This window comes from Gracilibacillus alcaliphilus, assembly GCF_016909015.1.
Taxonomy (GTDB): domain Bacteria; phylum Bacillota; class Bacilli; order Bacillales; family Amphibacillaceae; genus Gracilibacillus; species Gracilibacillus alcaliphilus.
The window spans coordinates 1-26,648 of record NZ_JAFBFA010000012.1; the positions used below are offsets into that span (position 1 = coordinate 1).

A 26,648-nucleotide genomic window follows, 5' to 3' on the forward strand; every position below is an offset into this window, starting at 1 on the left:
GTTAAATGCTACTTGTAAAAAAATTTATTTATGGTAGGTGTATTAGAGTTATCCAAAAACTTAAAAAAAGTATTTGACATTGTACGCTGATCTTATAAAAAAGAAAATCACTTTTCCGGTGTGCAAAATCATCTGCTAAAAGATGCGCCGCGTTGAATTCTTGCAGCAGATTTTTTTAACACGCACCTTAAGCGTACATTTTGTAACATCGCCTGTTGAAAAACGTCTAATCTTATAGTAGTCTTCCGTAATAGAGGTCTGCTTATAACAAAATTCAATCTCATCCGCCTTTCTACTTCTCACTATCTTCATTATCGCTTATACTTTTTATCAAAGTACGAATCAAAATTCCTAACAGACTCGCTTCAAGGAGGTCACGAGATGGATGAAGAATTAATTACGGATTGGTTTAACAGCTATGCTGACGATATCTATCGTTTTCTTATTTACTATACATCCAACACGGACGTCGAGGATCTTGTCCAAGAAGTCTTTATCAAGGCAATGGATCGTTATTCATCATTCAAAGGTGACTCAAGTCCTAAGACTTGGCTGATCACCATCGCCCGCCACCTTGCCATCGATGAAGCAAGAAAGCAAAAACGAAAAGATTGGCGCAAATTAATTAAAAGCTATGTGCATAAAACAGAGGAGTCTCCAGAAGACCAGCATCTGAAGCAAGAGCGCAAGTTGAACTTGCATCACTCCATTCATCTTTTAAAGCAAGATTATCGAGATGTGATTATCTTAAGAGGCATAGAAGACTTATCTATTCGTGAAACGGCGGCTATCTTAAACTGGTCCGAATCAAAAGTAAGGGTAACTTTTCATCGTGCTCTAAAGGCATTAAAGCAAGAAATGGAGGAGGATTTCCATGAGTCATGAGGAAGATAAGTGGAAGAAAGAATTACAATCATTAAAAATAGACAAGAAATTAGATTCTGCGACGAAAGACAACATTCGCTCATCTCTTCAAAAATATGCAAAAAACAAGAAAAAAATAAAAACGAAATCCTTTTATCTTTGGGCTTCTTCTGCAGCTGTTCTGTTAGTATGTGTAGTAACCTTTATATATTTTAACAATCAACAACAAACCTCGTGGCAGTATGAAGAAGATTCCGCTGCCATGGATCAAGCAATGGAGGGTACAGAAGAAATGGAAAGAACCGATCAAATCCCTGAAGCTGGTTCCTTGCCGCTTTCCATTGTAAAAGGAGAAACAGAGGAAACGAGCATTATAATAGAAGACACGGAACAAACAACAATGGTCACCCATTATTCAATCGAACCTTATCGTTTTTCTTACCAAATAGATACTTTATTTGGTACACCGGAAATAGACGGACAAACAGTGACTTATATTGCCGAAACAGGCGAGGCGTCTGTTTCCCTGCAAGTAGAGCCATACACAACTATTGAACAGGTGCAGTATGATTATGAACAACATACAGACCAAACAGATGCGATCGACATATTGACAGAGGATGATTACCCGTATGATGGCTTACATCAATATCAAAACCAGCCGCCGCAGGGAGACTATTTTCTGCAAGTTGATCAACATGTGTTAGTCATTCATTATCAATATGAAGAGAAAATAGGCGTGGAGGCTGCTGCTAAAATTCATGAATTGGTTCAATCGGTGCAGGCTTTTTAAGAAAGAGTATTCAAACAGCTTGCACCATCATTTGTCAACGTTTTTTCATGTTTTGATCAGTTTCGTTAAGCACAACAAAAATCTCTGTTTATATATACCTAATCTCTAGTGGAAAAACTAGTATTATCTGTTTGTGAGTTTTTTCCGCGAAATTTGTTACCATGATACCCGAAATTCTCTTTAATTTACAAAAAAATAAATAAATAATAGCAATTTTTTTAAAAGCTTCTATCCCTTATCCTGCCAATGTTTTTCCCTTTTTTGGTTATTTCATTCACTAAAAAATATAGATAATTTCCTAAATTTTCATGTTTAAATTTACCTTGCTAGGGTACAATTGTTTAAGAAATTATTAATAGATTGGGGATGGGAGATGAGATGAGAAAAGTAACAGGCTTAACTCTCTTATGTTTTTTCTTTATTTTACCTGCAGCAGTATTTGCACAGGAAAAAACATATGAGGTAAGTTCAACTGTGTCTGCACTTATGGTTCGAGAAGAACCTGCCAGTAATAGTGATGTTATTGGTAAGTTGAAAGCAGGCGACAAAGTGAAAGTATTCAAGGAGGAACACGGCTGGTTTCAAACATATTTCAATGGACAGCAAGGCTGGGTAGCTTCTCATTACTTATATGCTTCCAGTGAATCATCCTCTTCTGAATCATCTGCTTCAGAAGTGTCGAACGATCAGGAAGTTACAATTCAAGCAGATGGTACACGTATTCGTACCGGCCCTGAAACAAGTTATCGCATTCAAACGATGGCTAGCAATGGCGATACCTTCCCTATGGTAGATACACAAAATGACTGGGTGCAAATCAGCTTACCTGATGGATCAACTGGCTGGGTTGCAGGCTGGTTAACTAATGAAGGTGGACAAGCAGCACCTGCTTCTGATACATCCCTAGCCGAAACACCGCAAGTAAACAGCAGCAATACAGCTGCTAATGGTGATTTAAGCGGCTATAATATTGTGATTGATCCCGGACACGGAGGTCACGATCCAGGTGCCGTTGGTCTGCATGGAGTGCAGGAAAAGGATCTTATTATGAGAGCCATTAATCCGATTGTCAGTGAACTGGAAAAGGCAGGTGCCAATGTCATCTTGACTCGCTCAGATGATAGATTTGTTAGTTTAGAAGATCGTGTGAGAATTAGTCATAGTTATAATACCGATGCATTTATCAGTATCCATTTAAACACGAATCCACTGACTGTGATTAACGGTATCAGCACACATTATTATAACAATAATAGTAAATCATTGGCTTATACGATGCAGGAATCGCTAGGCAGCCAGCTGAATCTAGCAAACAGAGGTGTCATGTACGATGGTTTATACGTATTACGAAATAATAATCACCCTGCCTTATTACTAGAATTAGGATTTATTACAAATGCAAATGATCTTTCTGTTATCCAGTCTGAATCCTACCCTGCAGATGCAGCAAAAGGAATCACAAATGGATTAATTCGTTATTTTAATCAATAATCAAAAAACAAGAGCAGCTTCCATAATAATATGGGCAGGCCTGCTCTTGTTTTATTGTAGCTTTAACATACACAGAAAATTTAAAGTTTCATAATCTCCCAGAACGTTTTTAAGATTTCACTCGCGGCTTGTTTTCGGGTGTGGTGATGCCTCCACCACTGGTGATCAAATATATCCTCTCGCACCGGAACGGATATCCATGTAATGTTTTCATCTTTTAATACCCGCTTAAAGATCCATAATGCCCGGGCAGAGTGAAATTTATTTGTGACAACAATCAGGGATCGGAGCGACAATTCATCAATAAGCGGGCGCAACAGGATAGCTTCTTCGCGTGTACTAGTGACAATACCGTAATCTATGATAGAATCCGCCGGTACTCCGAGATCGATTAAGTGTTCTCGCATCATATCTGAAGTATATGTTTGCCAGCCTGCCGGCGCTCTAGTCAAAATAATCCGGTCACTATAGCCCGCTTGGTACAATTTAGCCGCCTCTTCTTCTCTTTTCGGATCTCCTCCACTTAATACAACAATGGCATCGACCCGTTGCGGCCTCTGTTCTAAGACCAAGAATCGATGCAAGTGAAAAAATAAGCCTAACAGAAGAATCAATAAAACCGCTGGAATACACCATAACCACACCATCGCCTCTCCCCCCTTCCTTTATCTTATCATGCAGACAAGCAGCAAATATAGCGAAGAACTTTATACATATAACAGTGAGATTAGAATTTTTTTACTCTACATTGACACGCAGCAAAATTTCTCGGGGCATTAGCTTTTGTTATCTTCCACTCAGACTGCTTTAACACCCAAAAACTTGAAGTGGGGACTTGTAGGCGATTACCTTAGGATCAAGGAAGGTTTTCATCTTTGGAGGATAATTTTCTTACAAAAAACTTAAGACATTAATGAAAAACGCTGCTAGCAGACGCTATAGTTTATAAAATGTTTATGACAGACAACTAGGCGCTGGGGTAGCTTTTTCTGTCCATCATTTCCTCTATGACGGACAACTATACGCCAGTTCTTCTTTTTCTGTCCATCATTTTTTTGTAAACTCTTATATAAAAAAGACAAATACATGCGGCCGCTTTAGATTCACAATTACCTACTTTCCCTCTAAAAAGTCTTTCTAATCATCGTTAATCACTTTCTCTATTAATTGATCAACGCTTCCCGTCACTAGTGTTATGTCAGGCAGATGATAGAAGGTACTGGTGCTCGCCATGTTATTTACTTGTTGATCTGTATCATAAAGATAAATTTGTTTGCCTTGAGCTATTGCCATTCCTAGTTCAATATGGCTGCCTTTTCCTGCCGGGAGTATGACTATAATAATATCTGCTTCTGTTACCGCCTCTTTCTCCGCGTGACCAATTGCTTGTAAGTCTGCTACAGTGGCTGCTCTTGAATGAAGCGTCCAATCGTACGTTTGTATAAATCTTTTCCTTTTCATACTATGACTAACTTCTCTGACCTTGTCGATATTCTTGAAACTTGATGCCACATAAAATGTTTTCATACATATCAGATTTCCTTCCAACATTTTTTATAATAAGGACTAGCCTTATTATACAGCTGATATGTACAGAATAAAAAAGTGCACCAAACGTTGGTACACTTTTTATTTAGGTTATGGCTGGCTTTACCGCGCCATCTTCTTCCTTTTCAATTTTTTGAACGTTTTTGTCACTTGTGTCTACCCGTTTGATAAAGAAGGATAAGATAAGAGCCACAATATTGATGACCAAGGCCACATAGAAAGAATATTGAATCCCGCTTAATAAAGCCTGTTGTGACATAGTTGCCATAGAAGCTTCTGTTAATGAAGCTGGATCAACCCCCTGCATTAAATTCTCCCCTTCAGCAGTAGCCACTGAGTTCATAATGGTAACCATCACCGCTGTTCCTATTGCACCTGAAACCTGCTGTGCCGTATTATTAATCGCTGTTCCATGCGGATTTAGGCTAGTTGGCAATTGGTTAAGACCATTTGTCATAATCGGCATCATCACCATTGACATACCAAACATACGTAAGGAATACACGACCACAATATACGTATAAGAAGAATCAATTTGCAGATGTGCCAGCATCCAAGTAGAGATTCCTGTAACCGTAAGCCCTACAAAAGCCAACATCCGTGGGCCAAATTTATCAAACAACCGCCCCGTAATCGGAGACATAATTGCCATAATAATCGCACCTGGCAATAACATTAAACCGGAATGCATTGGTGATATCCCTCTTACATCCTGTACATAAGCAGGTGTTAGGATCATCCCTGAGAACATCGCTACAGCATTGACAACCATAATTATAGACGCCAATGTAAACATCGGATATTTATAAGGTCGTAAATCTAATAGAGGTTTGTCTAACCTCAATTGACGAACAATAAAAAGAATCAAAGCAATACCGCCAACAATAAGGGTGGCGATAACAACAGGGTCATTCCATCCATCAGCACTGGCATTACTTACACCATACAGCAGACCGCCAAATCCTAGACATGACAATACAAGCGAAGCATAGTCCAGAGTTGCTTCCTTATTCTGATCCATTACATTGCGGAACTTCCAAATTGCTAACGCTAGACTGATGACAGCCAACGGCAGGATCATTTCAAAAAGTAAACGCCAGTTGTGATACTCCACGATATACCCTGATAAGGTCGGTCCAATCGCTGGCGCTGCAATCATTACCATTCCGAATACACCCATAGCTGTACCACGCTGCTTACGCGGAAAACTTACTAACATGATGTTCATTAATAACGGCCCCATTACTGAAGAACCAGCAGCTTGAACCATACGTCCTGCAAGCAGTACACCAAAGTTAGGGGCAAAGGCAGCAAAAGCGGTACCTAAGGTAAAGATAGCCATTGCCGTAATAAATAAATATCGGTTAGAAAAACGTGTAATTAAAAAAGCCGAAGCAGGAATTAAAACCCCACTTACAAGCATATAACCTGTAGCCAGCCATTGTACCGTCGAATAGTTTTCAATTCCTAAATCAACCATAATGGATGGAAGAGCTACGTTTAATAATGAATTGTTTAGGAACGATACAAACGCTCCAATAAACAAAATACTAATCATTAAATAAGGTGTTTTATTTACTGTTGTATCCATATTATTTCCCTCTAATCTTCCCTTTAAATATTTGCACTTGTATATTTTATACCTATAGTTCATTTTTTTCAACATTTTTATACCCAAAGTTCAAAAAATTGTTTTTTCCTATAAAGAAACGTATACTGTAGCTAGAGAAAGACAGGGTGATAATGATGAATGAACGAAAAAGAAAAGTAGCCGATATTGCTTTAAAACTATTTATCGATAAAGGATTCCAGGACACATCGATTCAGGAAATTATCGATAAAGCAGATATATCAAAAGGAACCTTCTACAATTATTTTTCCTCCAAAAATGATTGTATTGCAGAAATATTAGAAAACATTCGCTATGATGCCAGTCAACAACGAGTGGCGATACAAGTTGGCAAAGATGATAAAGATCGAGATGTGTTAATCGAACAAATCACGACTATCATGAAACTAAATGAGGAAAATAGGCTGCGTACTTTATTTGAAAATATCCTTTCCTCTGATCAAGCCGATCTCAAGAAGCTTGTCATGCAGCACAGGGTTATAGAAATGGAATGGATGGCTAACCGGCTTGTTGATGTGATGGGGGAAGAGATTCGCGAATATGCAACAGAGGCAACCATTCTTTATTTTGGTATGCTGCAATATATGTTATTCACCTTAAATATTACAAACAGCCAGTTTTCACTGCATGATTTAATCGAAACGCTATTATCTTATGTAGAAATATTGATCTTACAGATGGAAAAAAGCGGGAAGACTATCTTAAATAGATTTAACATTGATTTTCTAAAAACATCTGTCCACAAAAAATTAATGACACAAACCGAACTAATAGATCTGGCACATCAACTGCACTCACATTATGCTTTCCAAGATGATCAACAAGATTTGTTTGATGTCATCGTATATGAATTAGAACGTGATCCGATTCGTAAAGTGGTCGTGCAAAACCTGCTTAAACCGTTTCTCTCCTCATTTGAAGGAAAACCAGGCAAGGCACAAGCGCAATTGTTTACCAATGCTGTTTGGACTTACTTAAAGGCAAATTAATGATGAAAAAATGCTGTCCCGCAACTCTTCTTGAGTTTGGGAACAGCATTTTTTGTCTGTGTTTTTTTATCATCAAGGTTTATCCCCTCTTATGAGAGACTGGCTGTTTTCTGATGTGCTTCTTGATATCGCTGATAGAGGTCTTGATAGGTATTGTTTGTTGTTAACAGTTCTTCATGTGTCGCCTGTGCAGCCACTGTACCATCTTCCAATAAAATAATTTGATCACAGTACATTGCCGTAGACAGACGGTGGGTAATCATAAAAATCGTTTGATGAGGCTGTTGCTTCATCAGCTGCTGTAAAATCGTTTCCTCCGTATTAAAATCCAAGGCAGAAGTAGCTTCATCAAATACGACAATCGACTGGTTTCCAATAAAAGACCGAGCCAAGGTGATCCGCTGCCGCTGTCCGCCAGATAATTTCGCTCCTCTTTCCCCTACGGAAAATTGATAACCATTAGTCAATTTACGGATAAAGTCATCTGCACTTACCTTTTTGGCAATATCATACACTTGATCTTCCTCTGCTCCCCATAAAAAATATTCTGATAAATAGTATCATCAAATAAGTAGGCATCCTGTGGAACACTAACTTCTCTTCCTTAGACCCTTGAGGCTGAAGATAAATGCCACCTTCTGTTGGTTGATACAGTCCTAATAACAGTTTCTTTTTCCCGAACCGCTCTCGCCAATAATTGCTATGCGCTGGTTTGGCTCAATATATAAGTTAATATCATGTAATACCTGATTGTCCCCTTCATAAGCAAACGAGACATGACGAAAATTAATTTGGACAGACAGCTGTGGAACATTATCTTTCACTAAGTACGGATCCTTCGGCATATGTAAAAACTCATAAATACGGCCAAGCGCCGATAAAGAAAGTTGCAAGGTCGACCAGAGATGAATACTTTAATAATCGTATGCCCTTCAAATGTTTCTTGCAGCTGTCTGGACTTGGCTACATTCTCTTGAATCACTACGCCATTATCCCGGATAACTACACAAATAATTTACTGACGATTAAAATCAGCGGACCAAGCACTTTGGTAATCAAGGCTAAGGGAAACATTAATAAACACCTTATCATCTATTAAAGTTCTCATTAATAGATGACAGCCCTCCCCATTAAATCGTATAATACAATTACAACCAAGCTATGGAGGTTTCTAATGCGCACGATTCTAGACCAAATCCAGTGGAAATATCAAGCATTGAGTAAAACAGAGAAACGTATAGCAGATTATATAATCAAGCATAATGAGGATTTATTAAATATACATATTAAAGAGCTGGCGAAGAAAATTGCAGTCTCTGACGCAACCATTACACGCTTTTGTAAAAAAATTGGGGCAGCTAATTTTGTGGAGTTTAAAATCCTGCTGCGAGATGCCGTGAAACAAACGGATACAACGGATCATGCTATTCATCATGTCAATCAAATGTATAAATCGATTATTAGTTCAACCAATGCCTTAACCGAAATGAAAGCCTACCAAACGGCATGTCAGTGGATTCTCGCTGCAGATAAAATATATGTGTATGGCCTAAGAAGCTCTGGTTTATCTGCTGAGGAATTAAAATATCGCCTGTCACGAATGGGGCTTCATATTACATCACACCGGGATTCTCATTCGATGGTTATCGCCTCTTCTATGCTGACTAAACAAGACGTGGTCATTGCGATCTCTAATTCTGGTCAGACGAAGGAAATTGTGGAAGCCATTGAGCTGGCAAAACGAAAACAAGCAACGATTATTTCGATTACAAATTATCTAGAGACACCGCTGGCCGATAATTCCGATTTAACACTCTATACATCAGGGATTGGCCACTACATTGCCGATGGTTTTTTCAATAGTCAGTTGTCTATTCTCTATTCCTTGGATATTCTTAGCAAGCTTATTTCTGCAAACCAGCCGCAAATGGAGGCTTATCAAGAAACATTACATGCATTAGATGAATATAAAAAAATATAGAGCGGCTCCAATGAACTGCTCTATATTTATATATTATTGATTTACCGCTTGATAAAAGCTTTTGGTAATCAGCTGCGGTCTGGTAATCGCACTGCCCACTACCACAAAACTTGCACCCAGTTCTAATACTTTGGCAGCCTTTTCTGGTGTATCTATTTTCCCTTCCGCTACTACTGGGATGTTAACTGCTTGGTGAATGTCCTTCCAAATCCGATAATCGTGATCAAATATATTTTGTCCTTCGGTTTCTTTCGTATAACCAACAAGGGTAGTCGAAACACAATCAAAGCCGATTTTTTCTGCTTCTACTGCCTCCTCGACAGTAGAAATATCAGCCATTAACGCAATAGTTGGTGCATTGTCCTTGACATAGTCGACTAATTCCTTTGTTTGAACGCCATTTGGCCGCTTGCGTAACGTAGCATCTAACGCAATAATCTCTGGCTGTGCCTCGATTAATTCGTCTATTTCTTTCAGCGTCGCCGTAATAAATACTTCACTATCGGGATAATCCCGCTTAACCAAGCCAATAACGGGTACATCTACCTGCTGCTTAATCTCTTTAATGTCGACCCCTGAATTAGCTCGAATGCCAGCAGCTCCCCCTTCTACCGCCGCAACAGCCATTCTTCCCATAATAAAGGAAGAGTGCAGCGGTTCATGTTCTAATGCCTGGCAAGATACGATTAATTTATTTTCTAATTGTTTGAGTACATTCATTTAATCTTCTCCTAACGCTTCTGCAATTTCATTTTTAATTCCTGATACCTCTGGACCGTATATTACTTGAACACCATTTCCATTCATAATCACGCCTCTGGCACCAGTATTTTTCAAATCATCTTTATTCACTAGCTCGCTGTCGAAAACTGTCACTCGCAAACGAGTGGCACAGTTATCCAAATCTTTAATATTCTCGCCGCCGCCTAGTCCATCAATAATCTTACCGGCACGTTCCGTTTTAGTAAAGGTATGTTCTTGCAGCTCTTCCTCTTCACGCCCTGGTGTTTTGTAATCAAATTTCTTAATCATAAATTTAAAGGTAAAGTAATACAGGAAAAACCATGGAATACCAATGACAGGAACCATTAACCAATTCGTTTTATCGTTACCTTGTAAAATTCCGAACAGCGTGAAATCAATAAATCCGCCAGAGAATGTCTGTCCAATGGTAATTTCAAAGATATGCGCGAGCATGAAGGCCAGTCCATCATAAAAAGCATGAATCACATATAGTACTGGGGCAATAAATAAAAAGGAAAATTCAATTGGTTCGGTGATACCTGTTAAGAAGGAAGTCAAACCAATGGACAGCATCAACCCTAATACTTTCTTTTTATTTTTTGGCTTTGCGGTATGATACATCGCTAGACATGCCCCCAGTAATCCAAACATCATCGTAATATGACGTCCAGACATAAATCTGGCAGTGCCAATAAAATACTGGTCAATTGGCTCTGTACTGCCTAATTGAGCAAAGAATATCCGCTGAGTACCTTCCACCAGTGAACCATCCACTACCATAGATCCGCCGAGACTGGTGGTCCAGAATGGTAAATAAAAGATATGATGAAGACCGAAAGGCCCAAGTAAACGCAATACGAACCCATAAATAAGTGTACCTATATAACCAGTTGTTTCCACTAATCCTCCTAAGGATTGGATACCTGTTTGAACAATTGGCCAGACATAGAATAAGACAATCCCTAAAAAGATCGATAAGAAAGCAGTAATAATCGGAATAAACCGTGAACCTCCGAAAAAGCCTAAAAATTTTGGCAACTCAATTTTATTGTATCTGTTATGAAGGAAATAGGCCAGCAGACCGAGAACAACCCCGCCAAATACTCCTGTTTCCAATGATTGAATACCTAACACCATTCCCTGCCCTACATCAGCCATATTATCAGCTGCAAGCTGTCCTGTGATGATTAACATGGCATTAATGGTTGCATGCATCACCAGGAAACCAAGTAAAGCAGCAAGTCCTGCTGTTCCTTTATCAGATCTTGCCAAACCAATCGCTATTCCTACTGCAAAGATAACAGGCAAATTGGCAAAGACAATATTACCCGCTGAACTCATTATAGTAAAAATCGCTTGCAAAAACGCTATATCCAAGAACGGATACGCCTCAATTGTTGCTTCATTGCTAAAAGCAGAGCCAATCCCTAATAATAAACCAGCCGCTGGAAGAACTGCAATCGGCAACATAAATGATTTACCGAAACGCTGCGCCTGCTCAAAAAATACATTATTCTTTTTCTTACTCATGTATTCCACCTCTATTCAGTAAACCATTTTCAAAATTATTATATTAGAGAAAATTATTTTTATCAATGTTTATATTGCCTTGAGAATCCTTTATGATCCGATTTTCCCAAAATCCGCTGAGCCATTGTTGTCATGTTTTTAGCTATTTTATGTTCTATTAGTAATCTTATTCTTTTCCTGTTTATATATAGCTTTATTTATAATCATTTGTTTCTTGTATACCAACAGCTTATTTACAACATATCCCAAGCAAATAACTGTGCTATTTGTTTAGTAATTTTAATAAAATATGGTATGATATAAGAGACAAACTTTATGCTCATGGGGGTTGAACAATGGGAAAACGAGTTCTACTATTTTTATTGACCAACATTTTAGTTATGACAACAATTGTCATTGTCTGGTCAATCATTACAACTTTTACTAATATCGGAGGTACCTATCGAATAGATGGGGGTATCAATTATGTCTCACTAATGGTATTTAGTATCGTTGTAGGTTTCACAGGTTCCTTTATCTCACTAGCTATGTCACGTTGGATGGCAAAAATGATGATGAAGGTGAAAGTAATTGATCCTAACAGTGCCTCTGCACAAGAACGCGCTGTATATGAAAAAGTTGAGAGATTATCTCGTGCAGCAGGACTACCACATACACCAGAGGTTGGTATTTATCAATCACGTGAAGTGAACGCCTTTGCCACCGGACCAAGTAAAAAACGTTCATTAGTTGCAGTATCTCAAGGGTTATTAGACACAATGGATGATGACGCAGTGGAAGGAGTTATTGCCCACGAGGTTGCACACGTGGCCAATGGCGATATGGTAACCATGACCTTGTTACAAGGTATCGTCAACACATTCGTGGTATTCTTATCCCGAATTGTTGCTTCTATCGTATCTAGATTGGTACGTTCTGAACTGCAATGGATTGTCCACTTTGCCGCTGTTATTGTCTTCCAGATTCTTTTCTCTATCTTAGGAAGTATTGTTGTCAGCGCCTACTCACGTCATCGCGAGTATCATGCAGACCGAGGCGGAGCAGACTTGGCGGGTCGTGATAAAATGGCTCATGCCCTGCGTTCATTAAGAGCTTATATTGACCGCGCCGAAGTTGATGATCACAGCAATGATGCTGCAATCCAAACGATGAAAATCAGTAACAAGCCTAGCTTTGCCGCACTTTTCTCTTCTCACCCACCGTTAGAAGACCGTATTGCAAAGTTAGAACAGCGCTAATGAAGGCGGGAAATACAACTGTTGCGTAACAGTTGTATTTTTTTCTATTTACTTTTAGCATAGATAATAATCATACTTGGAGGAGTGATAAAAATGGAACTAACCGTATATCTAGCAGGACAAATTCACGATGACTGGCGTGATCAATTGGCAGAACTTGCACAGCAGCGTGACCTGGCGCTTACCTTTTGCGGGCCGCAAACGAACCATGATCGCTCGGACGACATTGGTGAGGCTATTCTTGGGGAACAGCCGAATAACTATTTTAGAGATGATGCAGCCTCTGATATCAATAATTTCCGCACACAGGTATTAATGCAAAAAGCAGATATCGTGATTGGTTTATTTGGAGAAACGTACAAGCAGTGGAACACGGCAATGGATGTAACAACAGCCATCAACCTGAATAAGCCAACCATTATTATCCGTCCAGAATCATTAATTCACCCATTAAAAGAGTTGTCAAATAAGGCCAATGTTACTGTATCTACAATGGAACAAGCTTTGGATGTTATCCAGTATATTTATGAATAACAAAACAGGCTTTCTGTTATAACAGGAAGCCTGCTTTGTTAAGTAATCCCGTTTGCTTGAAAACTGACAGCCGCTTGACAGAATCTAATCACAATCCACTTCTGTCTTTTTTTGTTTGTCAAATGACCTTTTGCCAGCAAAAGGCACTCAACTGCTCTGTTGTTCTTGCTGCTTCCCTTCGATCGCTTGAAAGGCTTTAACAGCAATCCTCATCAAAAAATAGACAAGCATACTAATCGCTATAAATGGCAACAAAATCGGTAATACGTTCAAAAAAGCTCCAAAGGCAATAAAAACACCGATCATTAGTGCAATATGGAATGGATGTGTAATCGCTATGATAAATGCATGACGCACCATTTCCAACACATCAATATCAAAATGGACATAGACTGGAATGAAGAATAAACCTGTCATCACATATAGTAATAGCACAGTAAGCAGCAGAAATTTAAGCACGATGAAAAAGATACCGCTTTGCATATCGATAAGATGAAAATAATAAAGAAAACTAACCCCTGTCAATATATAACCATAGCCAATTAAATTAGCTTTAATAAAATGAGCTTTATAGAAATTCAAGAAGGCCTTATTCACAGAAAAGTCTTCTTCCCCTTTGATCCATTTACGCACAATAGCAAACATCGCAAAGCTTGCAGGAAAAAATCCGGACACACCTAACCCTATAATCAGGAAAATCGTCCATACTAGCTGAAGATGCAGCATTCTGGTGATCCATTCTGTAAATTGAATAAATTTGCTGTTTGATCCAAACATACTAAGCTGTGACATCTTTATCCTCCCTCCGCTTTCCATTAATCCGTAGGTTCTAATTGGAATTTCTGAAATTTAATAAATATTCCCATATCATCATCACCTGCTTCATAAAGAATGGCAATTTCACCATTTGGAAGCACGGTTAAACAAGAATAAATAAAACCGCCAGTATTAATCACTGTTTGGTCGATCCATGTCTCACCGCCGTCTACACTCAAACGGATGGTTCCGTTGCTTCGCTCTCTTTCATCAGCAGGGTTAGCAAATAATACAATATCTTGATCATCATTTGGATACCTAATCACCGATGATTGACAAGTTGGGTCCAGCAAATCCATATGGTATGTTACTTCACTCCAAGTCATTCCGCCGTCTCGACTTTCCGAAAGTGCAATCCTTTGTCTGCCAGAATGATTTCTCATAAATACACGGACGGTTCCATCCCTTAATTCTATTAGTTGAGATTCTGTTAAATCGGCATTTTCAACGGCTAAATCTTTAGCTGCTAACGGCTCATTTTCAAATATTCTGCCATCATTTGGTGATGATGATCTCTTCCATGTCTTCCCATGATCATCACTGTAAATAACCGCACAAGACATTTTTCTATGTTCATTTGAAAAATAAATAGGAAACAGCAATCTACCTCTATAGTCTTGCTGTTCTAATTGGATTCCTCTGCCCGGACCAGCTCCGATAAATGCCATCCAATTCTCTTTTACCGCTGGGTTTAAATCAATTGGAGATGACCATGTTCGTCCATCGTCCTTACTATATATCACTTGCACATAAGACGTGCGCTGCTCAAGCAAACTATCGTCACTGCTTAATTCTTTCTTCCAATATATATTGCCTGTTTCTATACCATCTTTGAAAACATATCCCTTGTCATCCACAAAGTAGTTCGTCCTCTTTCCTTGCGTATCTAAAACAGCCCCGTCTTCTTGCAGATAATAGGTATTGCCAAATGTATCCGTTAATACTCGCTGGCCCTGTTCATTAAATCCGGTGCCAGCTTCACTGTTCCACAGCCCAATTCCGCCTGGTGTATGTGAAACAAGCAGCCAAATAGTATCTGTATCCTCATCTTCCAATAATGCTGTATCAATAGCAGCTGCTCCATCTAACCCTTCACCAGCATACTCCAAAGCAATGACCGGATCTTCCCATGTGTCTCCATTATCCTCACTTCTTCTTACATACGTTTTTATTTGATTAGGATTATCCCTTAAGTCCACAATCCGAGCATCAATAGAAGCAATCACTGTCCCTTTTTTGGATGTGATCATAGCAGGTATTCGATAAGCTTTGGAATTAAATTCACCCGGTTTATACACATCTATTTCAGGCGAACTAGTTATTATTTTATTCATCATACATGCATCCCTTCTATACATCATATTGGATCTCTGCAGATATACAAAATTCACTGTATATTAAATTTTTTCACAACCATGCGTTTAAAATAAAACTTCCCTTGCCAAACTTTGCAAAACCTATTTGTATTGTTGGGAATAGAGAAAACAAAAGCTGACACAATATACCTGCCTCTTCTGTTTGTCAGCTTTTGTTCTTATTATTCACTCAGCAAGTCAGAAACAAGTGGCGCTTTCTCCAATTCATCAAGAATTTCCTGACCGCCATTATTTAGCCAGTTCTGCACATAGCTGTCCCATTCCTGGTCAATATCAATCTCCCCAACAATCGCACGCATACGAAACTCCTCTACAATCGTGTCTAATTGACCACTGTATCTTTGCTGCAATTCCGTAATATGTGTTTCCTCAAATAAATCTTCACGATGTGGTCTAATCAGCATATTTTCGACCACATCATCACGGGTAAAGAATTTGTCCATTAACTCCAGCGTATATTGAGAAGTTAACCATGTTAAGCGTTCACCTGGATATGTCCTGAAATTATACGCCCAAAAGCCCATATCGCCTTCTTCTGCAGGATACTCGTCATTAATAATAATTGCTGACTCATCCGGTTCACCCTGCCATTCAGAATGTTCCCCCACTTCCCCGTATAACGTCCATCTTGCTTCATCATCATGATTAACAAAATCAAAGATTTGCAGAATACGAGCTAATTCTTCATCTGTTACATCTTTTGATATATGGTAGGATTGCCCTAATGTAGTAACTGGCATCCAAGAACCTACACCTTGATCACCGTCCGGTCCAATTTCCGGGGCAGTAACTAATAATTTCGCCTCCTCATCTGCCAAAATTAGATTTTGCGGCGCTCGCATGGTTGTCCAATCTTCCATTGCTACATATGAACGCTGTGCGGTAAAGTAGCCTGTGTTTCCTATCTGATATTTTTCCCATGCCTTCTCTACATCCAGGGTAGTCCACTCAGGGTCCATTAACCCCATATCATACCATTTTGCCAATCGCTTTAAAGCTTCTTTATAACGATTGGAAATCTCGGCCGCCTTTATTTCACCATCTTCTTCCAAATTGTAACCAGGTGCTACACCATGCGCCCCCATAATTGTATTCATCCAATGAAGCTGATCATTATATGGCAGTAAACCATAGGTGTCATTTTTTCCATTCCCATTTGGATCATCAAATGTGAACGCACGTAAGATTTCCTCTAGCTCATCCAAGGTATAGGCTTCGTCTGTGAAATAAATTCTTTCTAATCCGCCTTCTGTTCCTACTGGTTCAATATCTCCCGGAGGATCAATACCTAATTCCTCCAGCCAGTCCAAACGAAATGTGGAAGTCCATAATAACCCTTCTGTATGAGATTGAATACCTGTCAAAGCTAAATATTCATCATCGGAATCAGGAGCTTTATTCATTTCCCAGCCTGGCGGTGTTTCATCTAACATTTGCGCATATTTAGGCGCATACTTCTCAATCATTTCCCGTGGAATCGTTCTAGTTAAATCATTTTGATAAAATTCCTGTGTTGATAATGAAGCAGCTGTAAAGGAAAAGGTATCCGGCAGATCACCTGAAGCTACAGCAAGTGAAACTTCATCGGCATTCCAAGTATCCATTTTCGAATTTACAATCTCGATATTAAACATTTCTTCCAGCCGCTGCTGTACCCAATTATTATCTTCAATATTCCCTTGTGTCCATGATCCAGATAATTGAATACTTAACTCATCCGAAAAATCCCCTGGCTCCGGAAGCTCTCCCACATCTACTTCGCTCTCAGCCCCGCTGTCTGCATTACAGCCAGCTATAACAGCAGCTAATAGAGCAATAAGCATATTTTTCCACCAATGTTTCATAATAACTCCTCCTTGTCTTTAACCTTTTAACGAACCTATCATGATCCCTTTAATAAAGTACTTTTGTGCAAATGGATATACTAATATAATCGGTCCAATTGATACCATCACTGTTGCTGCCCGCACATTACTCAACAATAAATCTGTATTTTGTCCTGTTCCTGATACTTGTGCCGCTTCCGCAGTCGGGGAAACATTAATTAACATGTCACGCACCAGCGTTTGTAGCACCTCTTTCGTATCGTCCTGTATATAGACCATCGCATGAAACCATTCATTCCAGTGAAAAACGGCAGCCCATAATGCAATGGTGACCACTACTGGTTTCGATAACGGCAAAATAATCTTCCGCAAAATCGTAAAATAACTTGCTCCATCCATAATTGCTGATTCTTCAATCCCTTTATCCAATGTCATAAAATAATTACGCATAATAATAATGTTGAACACATTCACTGCTGAAGGCAGAACCAGCGCCCATCTGCTATCCAGCAAACCAAGATTTCTTACCAGTAAGTAATCGGGAATAATCCCGCCTGAGAAAAACATCGCTATCAGAAAAATAATAGTAATCGTGTTTCGATAGGGAAGATCCCTTCTTGATAACGGATAAGCAGCTAATATGGTAATCAATAAAATAAGTAAGGTGCCAATTACCGTACGCCAGATCGTATTCAAATAAGCAATACCTACATTACTGAATGTAAAAATATACTCATATGCTATAGTGGTCCAATTTTCCGGCCATAAATTCATACCCAAATTGGAGGCTTGCTCAGCGTCTGAAAATGAGAGAATAAATGTATTCCAGAAAGGATAAAGAACGGCAATGGAAAACAAAAAGATTCCAGTCATATTTAGAAACTCAAATAAAGTGATTTTTCCTTTGGCTTCTGTTTTCATCATTCTTCTCCTTCCCTGTTACCATATGCCATGCTCACTTTTCCTCCTGATAAGCATATTGGCAAACACGATCAATAAGATACCGACAATATTTTTGAATAAACCGACTGCGGTAGCATAATCCAATTGAAATTGCTCGAGTCCTGCCCTGTATACATAGGTGTCGATGATGTCGGCAACTTCATATACCATTGGATTATAGAGGTTCAAAATTTGGTCAAATCCGGCATTTAAAATAGCACCTAATCTTAAAATAAATAATACAATGATCATTGGCATGATCGATGGAATGGTAATATGAATCATCTTGTGAAAACGATTTGCACCATCCATATCTGCCGCTTCATATAAACCGGGATCAATAGCAGACATAGTAGCTAAATAGATAATTGCTGCATAACCTAGTTCCTTCCAAATATCTGTTCCTACTAAAATGGGCACAAACGCTGCCTTGCTTGCCAAAAAGTGAATCGGTTCTACGCCAAATAATCCAATAAAGTAATTAATGATTCCCCGCTGAGGAGAGAATACTTCCACAATCATTGATGAAAGAATAACCCAAGACATAAAGTGAGGTAAATAGGAAACAGATTGCGTAATCTTCTTAAATGTCATTTGTCTTACTTCATTCAACAATAAGGCAAAAATAATTGGTGCCGGGAAGGAAATAATAATTTTTAGCAAACTGATCCAGATCGTATTCCTTAATGCCCGCAAGAATAAAAAGTCATTAAACATTCTCGTAAAATGGTCAAAGTTATTCCATGGGCTCCTCCACATCCCTAAGCCTGGTGAAAAATCTTTAAATGCAATAATAATTCCGTACATAGGCCCATAACTGAATACTCCCAGCATAATGACTGGCAAGATAAGCATTAGATAAAAAGGAGTATATTTCTTTACATTCTTCCAATGGGCATGCTTCGTTTGATTGGGATTATCATTACTTTTTGCCTTTTGCACTTTCATCAACCTCCTTCCTTTGAATCCGCTGTCATTTTTCATTATAGGAGGTTACGACAGCTGTTTGTTGTACTATCTTTATAAAAAATTGAACTATATTTAGTTAAAACAAAAAGAATAAGACCTTGCTTCACTCGAGTTTAAACAAGGTCTTGTTCTTTATGCATATTGTCCATCGAAAGCGGCAGTACTGCTGTAACAATCGTACCGCTTCCCCAGCTGCTTGCAATCGATACGCCATAAGCAGCACCGCAATAATTGCGCACTCTTGCATTCACGTTATAAATACCAGATTTATTATCGATCGTTTCTCTAAGAGATTGTTGAATACTAGCTAACTTTTCTTGATCAATACCTTGTCCATTGTCTTCCACTTTAAAAATCAATTGCTGTGCTTGCTGATAACAGCTAACCCGAATGTTAATCTTTTTATTTGCTTGTCTCACCGCATGATTTATCGCATTCTCTATCAGTGGCTGGAGAATTAGTTTTATCGTGTAAATTTGCTCTACCCCTGCTTCAACATCCCAGCTGCAGTCAAAATTATCAAAGCGATGTTCCATAATAGACAGGTATGCTTTCGTAAAGTTAATTTCTTCCTTAACAGAAATAATTATCATTTCCCGATGTGTAACATAACGGAAAAAACTGCTCAAAGCATTAATCATATCTACTGCACGTTCATCATGATCTGATTCGATTAAATAAAGCAAATTATCCAGTGTATTGTATAAAAAATGCGGATTTACTTGTGCCTGCAAAGCATTCATTTGAATTTCCTTTTTCTCATAATTAGCTTTCATCAGTTCTTTATTCGCTTCTATCGTTTCATTTATCAATACATTCATTTGTTTCATATTTTGGTGGAATTTCCTTTGTAACAAATCAATCTCATCAATCCCGCTGATTTTTTCCACAAAAGTCCCGCTAGCTCCCTTAATATCCAGCATATCAAATATGGAATTTACATGATCCAGCTGTTTGACGACCCTTCTCGGAATCCAATATGAAAAAACAGCAACAACTATTAAAATGCCAAACAAAAGATAACTGTCACTTAAAAAAAGCTGATTAATCTCTGATTGTGTATCTGCGTATCGATGACGTGATATTAATTGATTCTGGTTTCCACCTAATCCATTTTCAAAATGATAATACATATCATGATCATTGGTAATAGGCGGTTCTTCCTCCCAAGTGGACAGATCCAGTTTATGACCAATTAAGTTCGTTTCCACTGCTGATAATATGTATCCTTCCTTATCAATGATAAATGTCTCTTCATTGTCTCCTTCATAATACTGATAAAGGCCCATTAAATCATCATTTGATAGTTCCATCACAGCAAACCCAATGATATGACGGTTAACATTATAAAGAGCTGTACCTAACTGAAGTGCATGATGGCCGAACTCATCTATTGTCACATGATAAACAATCTGATTGCGGCTACGTTTCATTTCATCACGAAAAGCAAAGGAAAGCTCCTGTTCTGCATGCGTCTCCGTAGAATATAGTAATTGATTATAGCGATCATACATATAAAGATTTTCATGCTCTCGTACAAAATAACTTCTATTCACCTTAAAAGTATCATAAATAGCTTCGAGCTCCTTGTTCTCTATATAATTATACAGCTGGCTGTCTAAGACTATTTTGGCCAAGGTGGTTGTCGATTGCAGAAATTCCATACGCACATCTGTTAGTTTACTGTGGTGCTTTAGCTGGTTATTTTCTTTGATTTCAGCAAATACAAGCTGAGAGGACTGCCAATAGTACAACCCAATAAAAAGAAAGAGCGGCACTAATATCGTCATAAAAAAATAGAGAAATAATCGTTCTTTAAAGCCCAGTCTGCTGTTCCATTTCGTCAAAGTGAATCTATCTGGATTCATGTCTCGATTGGTTCTTAAAAAATGAACCAGTCGCTGCAATGGATCTAATGCCTTTCGTGACACTCGCTCAGCTAGTAATACCGCCGACAAGATCATAAATAGCGTGATAACTAAAATAACCTTCCAGATAAATTGCTGCTGGAGATGATATTCCTCTAAAGAATCACCATATAATACATATAAATTAAAGGATGGAATCCGTTTACCGAATAGCTCGTAATGATCCCATACCTCCATAAAGCCTTCTGTAAAATTTTCTGAAAAATGAGCTATTTCCGCTTCTGCTTGTGAATCTAAACCATTATATAATACTTGCTTTTCTTGATTAAAAAGCAAAAAATCCTGCAAGTAAGCAGATGGATAGACCAGATTATCGTAATCTAAAAATAAAAGAGCTGTTGCGTTTGGCCCCCCTGAAGGATGTGGAATAGTAATACCTAGAAACGGCTTATGGTTAAACTCCCTTGCACCTTGCAAAAATCTCCCAGAATAGACATCATTTTTTAGTTCGAATAATTCCATATTAGTTGGAAAATTGGCTTCGCTCTGATTGAACGTCAATCCATTATATGCAAACGGTAAATAGGTCTTATCTGAACTTACTTGATTGCTGTTCGTTAGGATGATGATATTTTCTAGCAGGTGATTTTCTACCCTGAGCTGGTATAAATATCGTTCCAGTTCTTGCAGCGAGTGATATTGTGTAATAACCGAATAATCATCATCTGTCATCTTTTGCAGACTGTCTGCTACGAAATCGCTTGCAGAAATGGTCTCTGCTGCTTGTAATGCTTTTGTGGAACTTTCTTCTATTTCCATGGCAATTTTGGCCAATTTTAACTCGACCGCTTCTTCGTTTTTATCGCTAAGAAATTGCTGAATTTTATTATGATATATTGTTCCAAGAATAATCGTAAAAATAGTAGTCAACAGAACAGATAACATAATTAAGTACCATTTGAGCGGGATTTTTTTAGATTGAGCAAGCAGGCGGTTTGGTTCCATATCCCTTACCCCAACTTCTGTTTCGTTTTACGCAGATGTAATGGATTTTGCCCCATCACTTTTTTAAACACTTTGTTGAAATAAGAATGGCTTTGAAAACCTACCTTTTCTGAGATTTCATTCATTTTCAATTCAGATTTTAGTATTAATTCCTGCGACATCTCGATCCGAATCCGATTGATATAATCGACAAAATTCTCACCTGTTTGCTGTTTAAACATATTACTGAAATATGTTTTGTTGACAAACAAAAGACTTGCAATATCGTCGAGCGTAATTTTTTCCTGATAATGCTTATTTACATATTCGATCGCCTTTTTGACTATATAATTATAATTTTGCTGATCCATCATTTCCATGGAACACTTGAACTGTTCCAAATAATCTAATGTAACATGCTGGAGCTTGACTAATGAAGTTGTATCATGAATTTGCTGCCATAAGGAGTGTTCCGCAGAAATACTGGATACATACCCCTCATTTTTTAATTTAATATGAATGAGGAGTACATATTTATAAGTCTGCTCCCGAATGCTTGTCACACGCTGCTTATGATGTGATGGCAGATCCGCAAAAAAATCATCGACAAGCTGCTTGATCGAACAATCTGTTCTGTCAATCATAGCGGAAACCATTTTATCGGCATATATATTGGCAATCTCCTCCATGTCAGCCTTCTGTTCTTCTCTGACTGTTATTTCTTTACCAATGTCTTGATAGAAAAAAACGGTTTGCGCTGGTTCGAAATATTTATAATGATAAGAGTATACAGCTTGATGATAAGATTGCGGAATCTCATCCAAATTGGCGACTAAATTTCCGATCCCAGTTACAACAGGGGACTCTGGATAAAATGCGGTATGCGAAATGACCGTTAAAAATGCTTGGAGAAACTTTTCCATATCATATTTAGAAATTGGTTTTACATCAGCCATTAGCAGCGTTAAATCGTTCGAAGAGAATAGAAATGGGATATCTTCCCCCTCTAAATATTGGATAATCTGCTCAGTCACTTGTTTTCTTAAAATCAACGAAGGATTTCTCTCAAAAAATTCGCTGAAATTCAATATCATGACTCGATAATAATTTGCCGTCAGCTTTGGTTTATATTGATCAAATCTTTCCCCTTTTGTAATATCCAACAACATTTGCTCATTATCTTTTAAAAAAGCGTCTGTACCCTTCTGTTCGTTCTCCAGCTCGCTAACCATTTTCGACAGTATTTGCCGAAGTTCCTCGCGAATAAGCGGTTTTAGCAAGTACCCCTTCACACCATATTGAATCGCTGCTTTGGCATAATTAAAGTCATCATAGGCACTTAGAATAATGATTTTAATCTGAGGATACCTACTGGTTACTTGTTTGATTAATTCGATCCCGTCCATTTTAGGCATTTTGATATCTGTCATGATGACATCTGGTCTTACTATTTCTATTCGCTCTAATGCCTCCACTCCATCGGCAGCTGCTTCCACCTCCGTGAATCTAAGTTCTCTCCAGATCGAAAATGATTGTATTCTTTCTCTAATATTTTTTTCGTCATCTACTATTAGGGCTTTCATTATCTGTCACCTCTCTAATTTTTATTATAGAAGTGCGTGTTCAAAAAGTCGGTAAAAAGGTCCAAGAAGTTCAAGGCGGCGCAGTCTTTGAGCAGCAGAGCGTATGCTTTTCATACGTGAGCAGCGGACTTGCACAGGATGTGTTGACTTCTGCGTTACCCACACGATGTGGGTGATTTTAGTAGAAGTTCCTCTATTGCCAACGCAGAAATTCACCGCGTCATTTTTATCGGACTTTTTGAACATCCTCTTGAATAGACAAAATCCAGAAAAGCATAAAGATTCCCGCTTTCGCTTTCAACAACATAAATCAGAATTACCTTCCTTCATTGACAAAAATTTAAAGCGCTTACTTTTCATACCGCTTTTGCCAAAGCCTATACTCAATGAAAATGATAAGCTAACGATTATTTATAGTGGGCCGGGCTCATTCCATTTATAATTTATATTCTTCGATTAATTGCACCACTTTATCTATCTGTTTTTCATCGAAGGATTGCATTGGTTTTTTGGTTGTGCCAGCGTCAAATCCTTTTAGTTTAAGAATTTCCTTCAAGGTTTGATAGATTCCTAAATCAAGGACTTTTTCAATTAAATCGTTGGTCGTATGCTGTATTTGATATGCTTCTGCTACCTTTTCCTGATGACAAAGATCAACTATTTGTCTGGCACGTTTGCCATTTATATTAAATGTACTGCCAATGGCGCCATCAACACCTGAAATCACCCCGTGAATCAACATTTCATCGAATCCCGAGTAGATTAATTTATCCGGGTAGCGCTTTCTAAGCCGTTCTAACATAAAGAAGTCATTATCGGTATATTTTATCCCAATAATGTTGTCATTTTGTAATAACTGATCAAACTGTTTGACAGAGATCTTTACCCCTGTTAAAGCTGGAATAGCATAAATAATCATCTGATTACCTGTTGCAGCGATAATACTTTGATAATAATCTTTAATTTCATCGAATGAAAATGGATAGTAAAAAGGCGTCACCGCAGATAAACTGTCATATCCTAACGCAGTTGCATATTGACCAAGTTCAATCGCTTCATCTAAATTGATAGAGCCCACTTGAGCAATCAGTGGTATATCTGATTTCGCTTCTTCTTTTACTGTCTTAAAAATAAATTTCTTTTGTTCGAGTGACAACATAAAGTTTTCTCCTGAACTTCCATTAACATACAAACCATCTACTTGCTGATCCTCGATATTCTGACGTACAAACTGTCGTAAGCCTTGTTCCTTCACCTTTCCTTCTTCATCAAAAGGAGTGAGTAAAGCTGAGAAAATCCCTTTCATCAAAATTCCTCCTTGTATAAATAGTTGAAATTTTTCCTAGATAACATATAATATGGTCAGACCAATTTTAATTAAACTTATAATATAAGCAGGACAGCAAAAAGTCAAGTTTTGTTTTGACCGCTGATAACCATCACATGATATGATTAATAAAGCGAGACTTACCGGAGTATCAGCCGTCCGTTATTCCCTTCTCAACTTCTTTGCCATCTCTGGAAGCGGGAATTTACGGACGATTGTACCGAAATAAAAAGAGGTGTTCATATGGCAATTCAACGGGCATCATTAGTCGAAATAACTATGGATAGAATAAAATCTCATATCCTTGAAAATAATTTAAAAGAAAATGATAAATTTTTATCTGAAAAAGAATTAGTGAACCAGCTGCAGGTTAGCAGAACAGTGATCAGGGAAGCTTTAAGATCACTTGAGTCTATCGGGATTTTAAAAGTGAAACCCGGTGATGGTACCTTTGTAGGCAGCGGTAACTTCGATTCGATTAAGACTATATTGAAGCACCATTTTGAGGCATATGGTGTAAAAATAAGAGAATTATTGGAAATACGAAAAGTGATTGAATTAGGAGCCTTGAGACTCATTATCGAAAAAGAGCTTAAAGTGGATGTTCATTATCTGACGGAAATAAATCACGCCTACTATCAAGCTATTCAAGAGCATACAGACACCAAAGCACACGATCAGCTTTTTCATCAACAACTGATTAAAGAAACACAGAATCAGACTTTCTATCATTTTGCAGATGTTATTCAAGACTATTTTTCACTGGTTAAAATGGATGTCACACAGAACAAAGAAAACTTATTAATGTCTTATCAGGAACATCAAAAGATCATTCAAGCACTTCAACAGAAAAATTTACAAACTGCTCAAATGGTAATGACTCAACATTTTAAGCCAGTGTTTCAGTATATTCACGAAATGGAAGGGAACAAATCATGAAGCCAATTGATATTGAAGAAAGAAAATCTTTAAAAACCACCATTATTCAAGAAATAAAACAATATATAATCGAACATAATTTAAAAGCCGGCGATAAATTACCTGCTGAAAGAAAGTTTATGGAAATATTCGGTGTCAGCCGTTCCGTGATTCGAGAAGCCTTAAGTTACCTGGAAAACACCGGTGTCATTCGTGTCAGACAAGGACAAGGCGCATTTTTGAATAAAACAAATATCGAAAATTTATTAGATAACTTTTTCTTTTTATGGCAGATAAACGGTGGTAATATAAGCGATATTCAAAGCCTGCGGGCTATTTTTGAGACTAGTGCGATCGATGAAATTTATCGGCAAAAACAAGAAGACGCATTACTTACCTTAAAACAACAAGTACAAACCAGCAGACATGCAACAACAGAAACAGAACGTAAAGAAGCAGACAGGAACTTTCACAGCCAGCTGCTGAAAGCTACTAATAATGAGTTATTTATCCAAATCAGCCATATGATTACGAGTTATTTCTTTAGTGTTGCTGCCCATATTACACTGACAGAGAAGGAATTCCATACTTTACATGATGAACATGAAGAGATTGTTGACCTATTAATAGAGGGAAATATAGAGGAAGCAAAAAGAAAACTTACCATTCATATTGATAAAACGAAAAAATCATAGGT

Annotated in this window: 24 protein-coding genes; 9 read left to right on the forward strand and 15 right to left on the reverse strand. The window is 38.0% G+C overall.

Translation table 11 applies throughout. The features are described 5' to 3' along the window. The first annotated feature begins 282 nt into the window (after positions 1-282). From JOD18_RS10540 to JOD18_RS10550, 3 genes are all read left to right on the forward strand, one after another. Positions 283-885 carry an RNA polymerase sigma factor gene (locus tag JOD18_RS10540; RefSeq protein ID WP_338029528.1) on the forward strand — a complete coding sequence of 201 codons (603 nt, stop codon included), beginning with the start codon at positions 283-285 and terminating at the stop codon, positions 883-885. Beyond that, entirely contained in the window at positions 875-1,657 is a 783-nt protein-coding gene (locus tag JOD18_RS10545; RefSeq protein ID WP_204668995.1) for a hypothetical protein, read from the forward strand. The genes JOD18_RS10540 and JOD18_RS10545 overlap by 11 nt, the downstream gene beginning before the upstream one ends. 378 nt (positions 1,658-2,035) lie before the next feature. After that, complete coding sequence (locus JOD18_RS10550) at positions 2,036-3,148, forward strand: N-acetylmuramoyl-L-alanine amidase family protein (protein ID WP_204668996.1); 1,113 nt, start codon at positions 2,036-2,038, stop codon at positions 3,146-3,148. Between the two features lie 80 nt (positions 3,149-3,228). On the opposite strand, the gene JOD18_RS10555 is transcribed toward JOD18_RS10550, so the two are convergent. The 3 genes from JOD18_RS10555 to JOD18_RS10565 form a co-directional block, all read right to left on the reverse strand. Further along, on the reverse strand, positions 3,229-3,795 hold the full coding sequence (locus JOD18_RS10555; RefSeq protein ID WP_204668997.1) for a YdcF family protein: 567 nt from the start codon (positions 3,793-3,795) through the stop codon (positions 3,229-3,231). Between the two features lie 490 nt (positions 3,796-4,285). Further along, positions 4,286-4,699 (reverse strand): nucleoside 2-deoxyribosyltransferase, encoded by a 414-nt coding sequence (locus tag JOD18_RS10560; protein WP_338029521.1) that lies wholly within the window; start codon positions 4,697-4,699, stop codon positions 4,286-4,288. Between the two features lie 82 nt (positions 4,700-4,781). Beyond that, entirely contained in the window at positions 4,782-6,287 is a 1,506-nt protein-coding gene (locus JOD18_RS10565; RefSeq protein ID WP_204668999.1) for an MDR family MFS transporter, read from the reverse strand. 155 nt (positions 6,288-6,442) lie between these two features. On the opposite strand from JOD18_RS10565, the gene JOD18_RS10570 reads away from it, so the two are divergent. Continuing rightward, positions 6,443-7,315: a TetR/AcrR family transcriptional regulator gene (locus JOD18_RS10570; RefSeq protein ID WP_204669000.1), complete on the forward strand. Its 873-nt coding sequence runs from the start codon at positions 6,443-6,445 to the stop codon at positions 7,313-7,315. An 89-nt stretch (positions 7,316-7,404) separates the two neighbouring features. Here the strand turns inward: JOD18_RS10570 and JOD18_RS10575 are convergent, their stop codons facing one another. Continuing rightward, positions 7,405-7,830, reverse strand: a complete 426-nt coding sequence (locus JOD18_RS10575) for an ATP-binding cassette domain-containing protein (RefSeq protein ID WP_204669001.1) — start codon at positions 7,828-7,830, stop codon at positions 7,405-7,407. Positions 7,831-7,971: 141 nt separating this feature from the next. After that, the gene (locus JOD18_RS10580) at positions 7,972-8,160 is read right to left on the reverse strand and encodes a hypothetical protein (RefSeq protein WP_204669002.1); all 189 of its coding nucleotides are present in this window, start codon (positions 8,158-8,160) and stop codon (positions 7,972-7,974) included. Between the two features lie 329 nt (positions 8,161-8,489). Here JOD18_RS10580 and JOD18_RS10585 point away from each other — a divergent pair, with 329 nt between their 5' ends. Continuing rightward, the gene (locus JOD18_RS10585) at positions 8,490-9,296 is read left to right on the forward strand and encodes a MurR/RpiR family transcriptional regulator (RefSeq protein WP_204669003.1); all 807 of its coding nucleotides are present in this window, start codon (positions 8,490-8,492) and stop codon (positions 9,294-9,296) included. A 33-nt stretch (positions 9,297-9,329) separates the two neighbouring features. Here JOD18_RS10585 and JOD18_RS10590 read toward each other — a convergent pair whose 3' ends face one another. Further along, a complete protein-coding gene (locus JOD18_RS10590; RefSeq protein ID WP_204669004.1) occupies positions 9,330-10,016 on the reverse strand; it encodes an N-acetylmannosamine-6-phosphate 2-epimerase in 687 nt (228 codons plus the stop codon). Continuing rightward, positions 10,017-11,570, reverse strand: coding sequence for a PTS transporter subunit EIIC (locus JOD18_RS10595; RefSeq protein WP_204669005.1), 1,554 nt, complete (start codon positions 11,568-11,570; stop codon positions 10,017-10,019). 335 nt (positions 11,571-11,905) lie between these two features. Between JOD18_RS10595 and htpX the strand changes: the two genes are divergently transcribed. Together htpX and JOD18_RS10605 are read left to right on the forward strand one after the other, a co-directional pair. Then, entirely contained in the window at positions 11,906-12,808 is a 903-nt protein-coding gene (htpX, locus tag JOD18_RS10600) for a protease HtpX (RefSeq protein WP_204669006.1), read from the forward strand. Positions 12,809-12,901: 93 nt separating this feature from the next. After that, positions 12,902-13,342: a YtoQ family protein gene (locus JOD18_RS10605; RefSeq protein ID WP_204669007.1), complete on the forward strand. Its 441-nt coding sequence runs from the start codon at positions 12,902-12,904 to the stop codon at positions 13,340-13,342. A gap of 147 nt (positions 13,343-13,489) precedes the next feature. Here the strand turns inward: JOD18_RS10605 and JOD18_RS10610 are convergent, their stop codons facing one another. From JOD18_RS10610 to JOD18_RS10645, 8 genes are all read right to left on the reverse strand, one after another. Beyond that, positions 13,490-14,134 (reverse strand): YesL family protein, encoded by a 645-nt coding sequence (locus JOD18_RS10610; RefSeq protein WP_204669008.1) that lies wholly within the window; start codon positions 14,132-14,134, stop codon positions 13,490-13,492. Between the two features lie 23 nt (positions 14,135-14,157). Continuing rightward, entirely contained in the window at positions 14,158-15,492 is a 1,335-nt protein-coding gene (locus JOD18_RS10615; RefSeq protein WP_204669009.1) for a sialidase family protein, read from the reverse strand. Positions 15,493-15,695: 203 nt separating this feature from the next. Next, entirely contained in the window at positions 15,696-17,378 is a 1,683-nt protein-coding gene (locus JOD18_RS10620) for a type 2 periplasmic-binding domain-containing protein (protein ID WP_204669010.1), read from the reverse strand. A gap of 18 nt (positions 17,379-17,396) precedes the next feature. Continuing rightward, entirely contained in the window at positions 17,397-18,284 is an 888-nt protein-coding gene (locus JOD18_RS10625; RefSeq protein ID WP_239588058.1) for a carbohydrate ABC transporter permease, read from the reverse strand. Between the two features lie 15 nt (positions 18,285-18,299). Further along, a complete protein-coding gene (locus JOD18_RS24260; protein ID WP_338029522.1) occupies positions 18,300-19,244 on the reverse strand; it encodes an ABC transporter permease in 945 nt (314 codons plus the stop codon). A 140-nt stretch (positions 19,245-19,384) separates the two neighbouring features. Then, entirely contained in the window at positions 19,385-22,144 is a 2,760-nt protein-coding gene (locus tag JOD18_RS10635; RefSeq protein WP_204669012.1) for a sensor histidine kinase, read from the reverse strand. 5 nt (positions 22,145-22,149) lie between these two features. Further along, positions 22,150-23,706: a response regulator gene (locus JOD18_RS10640; RefSeq protein WP_204669013.1), complete on the reverse strand. Its 1,557-nt coding sequence runs from the start codon at positions 23,704-23,706 to the stop codon at positions 22,150-22,152. A gap of 436 nt (positions 23,707-24,142) precedes the next feature. Beyond that, positions 24,143-25,012: an N-acetylneuraminate lyase gene (locus JOD18_RS10645; RefSeq protein ID WP_204669014.1), complete on the reverse strand. Its 870-nt coding sequence runs from the start codon at positions 25,010-25,012 to the stop codon at positions 24,143-24,145. A gap of 264 nt (positions 25,013-25,276) precedes the next feature. Here JOD18_RS10645 and JOD18_RS10650 point away from each other — a divergent pair, with 264 nt between their 5' ends. Then, complete coding sequence (locus tag JOD18_RS10650; RefSeq protein ID WP_204669015.1) at positions 25,277-25,972, forward strand: FadR/GntR family transcriptional regulator; 696 nt, start codon at positions 25,277-25,279, stop codon at positions 25,970-25,972. Next, positions 25,969-26,646: a FadR/GntR family transcriptional regulator gene (locus tag JOD18_RS10655; protein ID WP_204669016.1), complete on the forward strand. Its 678-nt coding sequence runs from the start codon at positions 25,969-25,971 to the stop codon at positions 26,644-26,646. Before JOD18_RS10650 ends, JOD18_RS10655 begins: the two co-directional genes overlap by 4 nt. The last annotated feature ends 2 nt before the right edge of the window (positions 26,647-26,648 follow it).

Bases quoted from the DNA above. Each gene is read 5' to 3' on its own strand.
- JOD18_RS10590 (WP_204669004.1), bottom strand. From the start codon at position 10,016: ATGAATGTACTCAAACAATTAGAAAATAAATTAATCGTATCTTGCCAG.
- JOD18_RS10560 (WP_338029521.1), bottom strand. From the start codon at position 4,699: ATGTTGGAAGGAAATCTGATATGTATGAAAACATTTTATGTGGCATCA.
- JOD18_RS10555 (WP_204668997.1), bottom strand. From the start codon at position 3,795: ATGGTGTGGTTATGGTGTATTCCAGCGGTTTTATTGATTCTTCTGTTA.
- JOD18_RS10625 (WP_239588058.1), bottom strand. From the start codon at position 18,284: ATGATGAAAACAGAAGCCAAAGGAAAAATCACTTTATTTGAGTTTCTA.
- JOD18_RS10550 (WP_204668996.1), top strand. From the start codon at position 2,036: ATGAGAAAAGTAACAGGCTTAACTCTCTTATGTTTTTTCTTTATTTTA.
- JOD18_RS10650 (WP_204669015.1), top strand. From the start codon at position 25,277: ATGGCAATTCAACGGGCATCATTAGTCGAAATAACTATGGATAGAATA.
- JOD18_RS10585 (WP_204669003.1), top strand. From the start codon at position 8,490: ATGCGCACGATTCTAGACCAAATCCAGTGGAAATATCAAGCATTGAGT.
- JOD18_RS10645 (WP_204669014.1), bottom strand. From the start codon at position 25,012: ATGAAAGGGATTTTCTCAGCTTTACTCACTCCTTTTGATGAAGAAGGA.
- JOD18_RS10595 (WP_204669005.1), bottom strand. From the start codon at position 11,570: ATGAGTAAGAAAAAGAATAATGTATTTTTTGAGCAGGCGCAGCGTTTC.
- htpX (WP_204669006.1), top strand. From the start codon at position 11,906: ATGGGAAAACGAGTTCTACTATTTTTATTGACCAACATTTTAGTTATG.
- JOD18_RS10620 (WP_204669010.1), bottom strand. From the start codon at position 17,378: ATGAAACATTGGTGGAAAAATATGCTTATTGCTCTATTAGCTGCTGTT.
- JOD18_RS10615 (WP_204669009.1), bottom strand. From the start codon at position 15,492: ATGAATAAAATAATAACTAGTTCGCCTGAAATAGATGTGTATAAACCG.
- JOD18_RS10640 (WP_204669013.1), bottom strand. From the start codon at position 23,706: ATGAAAGCCCTAATAGTAGATGACGAAAAAAATATTAGAGAAAGAATA.
- JOD18_RS10605 (WP_204669007.1), top strand. From the start codon at position 12,902: ATGGAACTAACCGTATATCTAGCAGGACAAATTCACGATGACTGGCGT.
- JOD18_RS10570 (WP_204669000.1), top strand. From the start codon at position 6,443: ATGAATGAACGAAAAAGAAAAGTAGCCGATATTGCTTTAAAACTATTT.
- JOD18_RS10565 (WP_204668999.1), bottom strand. From the start codon at position 6,287: ATGGATACAACAGTAAATAAAACACCTTATTTAATGATTAGTATTTTG.
- JOD18_RS10610 (WP_204669008.1), bottom strand. From the start codon at position 14,134: ATGTCACAGCTTAGTATGTTTGGATCAAACAGCAAATTTATTCAATTT.
- JOD18_RS10545 (WP_204668995.1), top strand. From the start codon at position 875: ATGAGTCATGAGGAAGATAAGTGGAAGAAAGAATTACAATCATTAAAA.
- JOD18_RS10580 (WP_204669002.1), bottom strand. From the start codon at position 8,160: ATGCCGAAGGATCCGTACTTAGTGAAAGATAATGTTCCACAGCTGTCT.
- JOD18_RS10655 (WP_204669016.1), top strand. From the start codon at position 25,969: ATGAAGCCAATTGATATTGAAGAAAGAAAATCTTTAAAAACCACCATT.
- JOD18_RS10635 (WP_204669012.1), bottom strand. From the start codon at position 22,144: ATGGAACCAAACCGCCTGCTTGCTCAATCTAAAAAAATCCCGCTCAAA.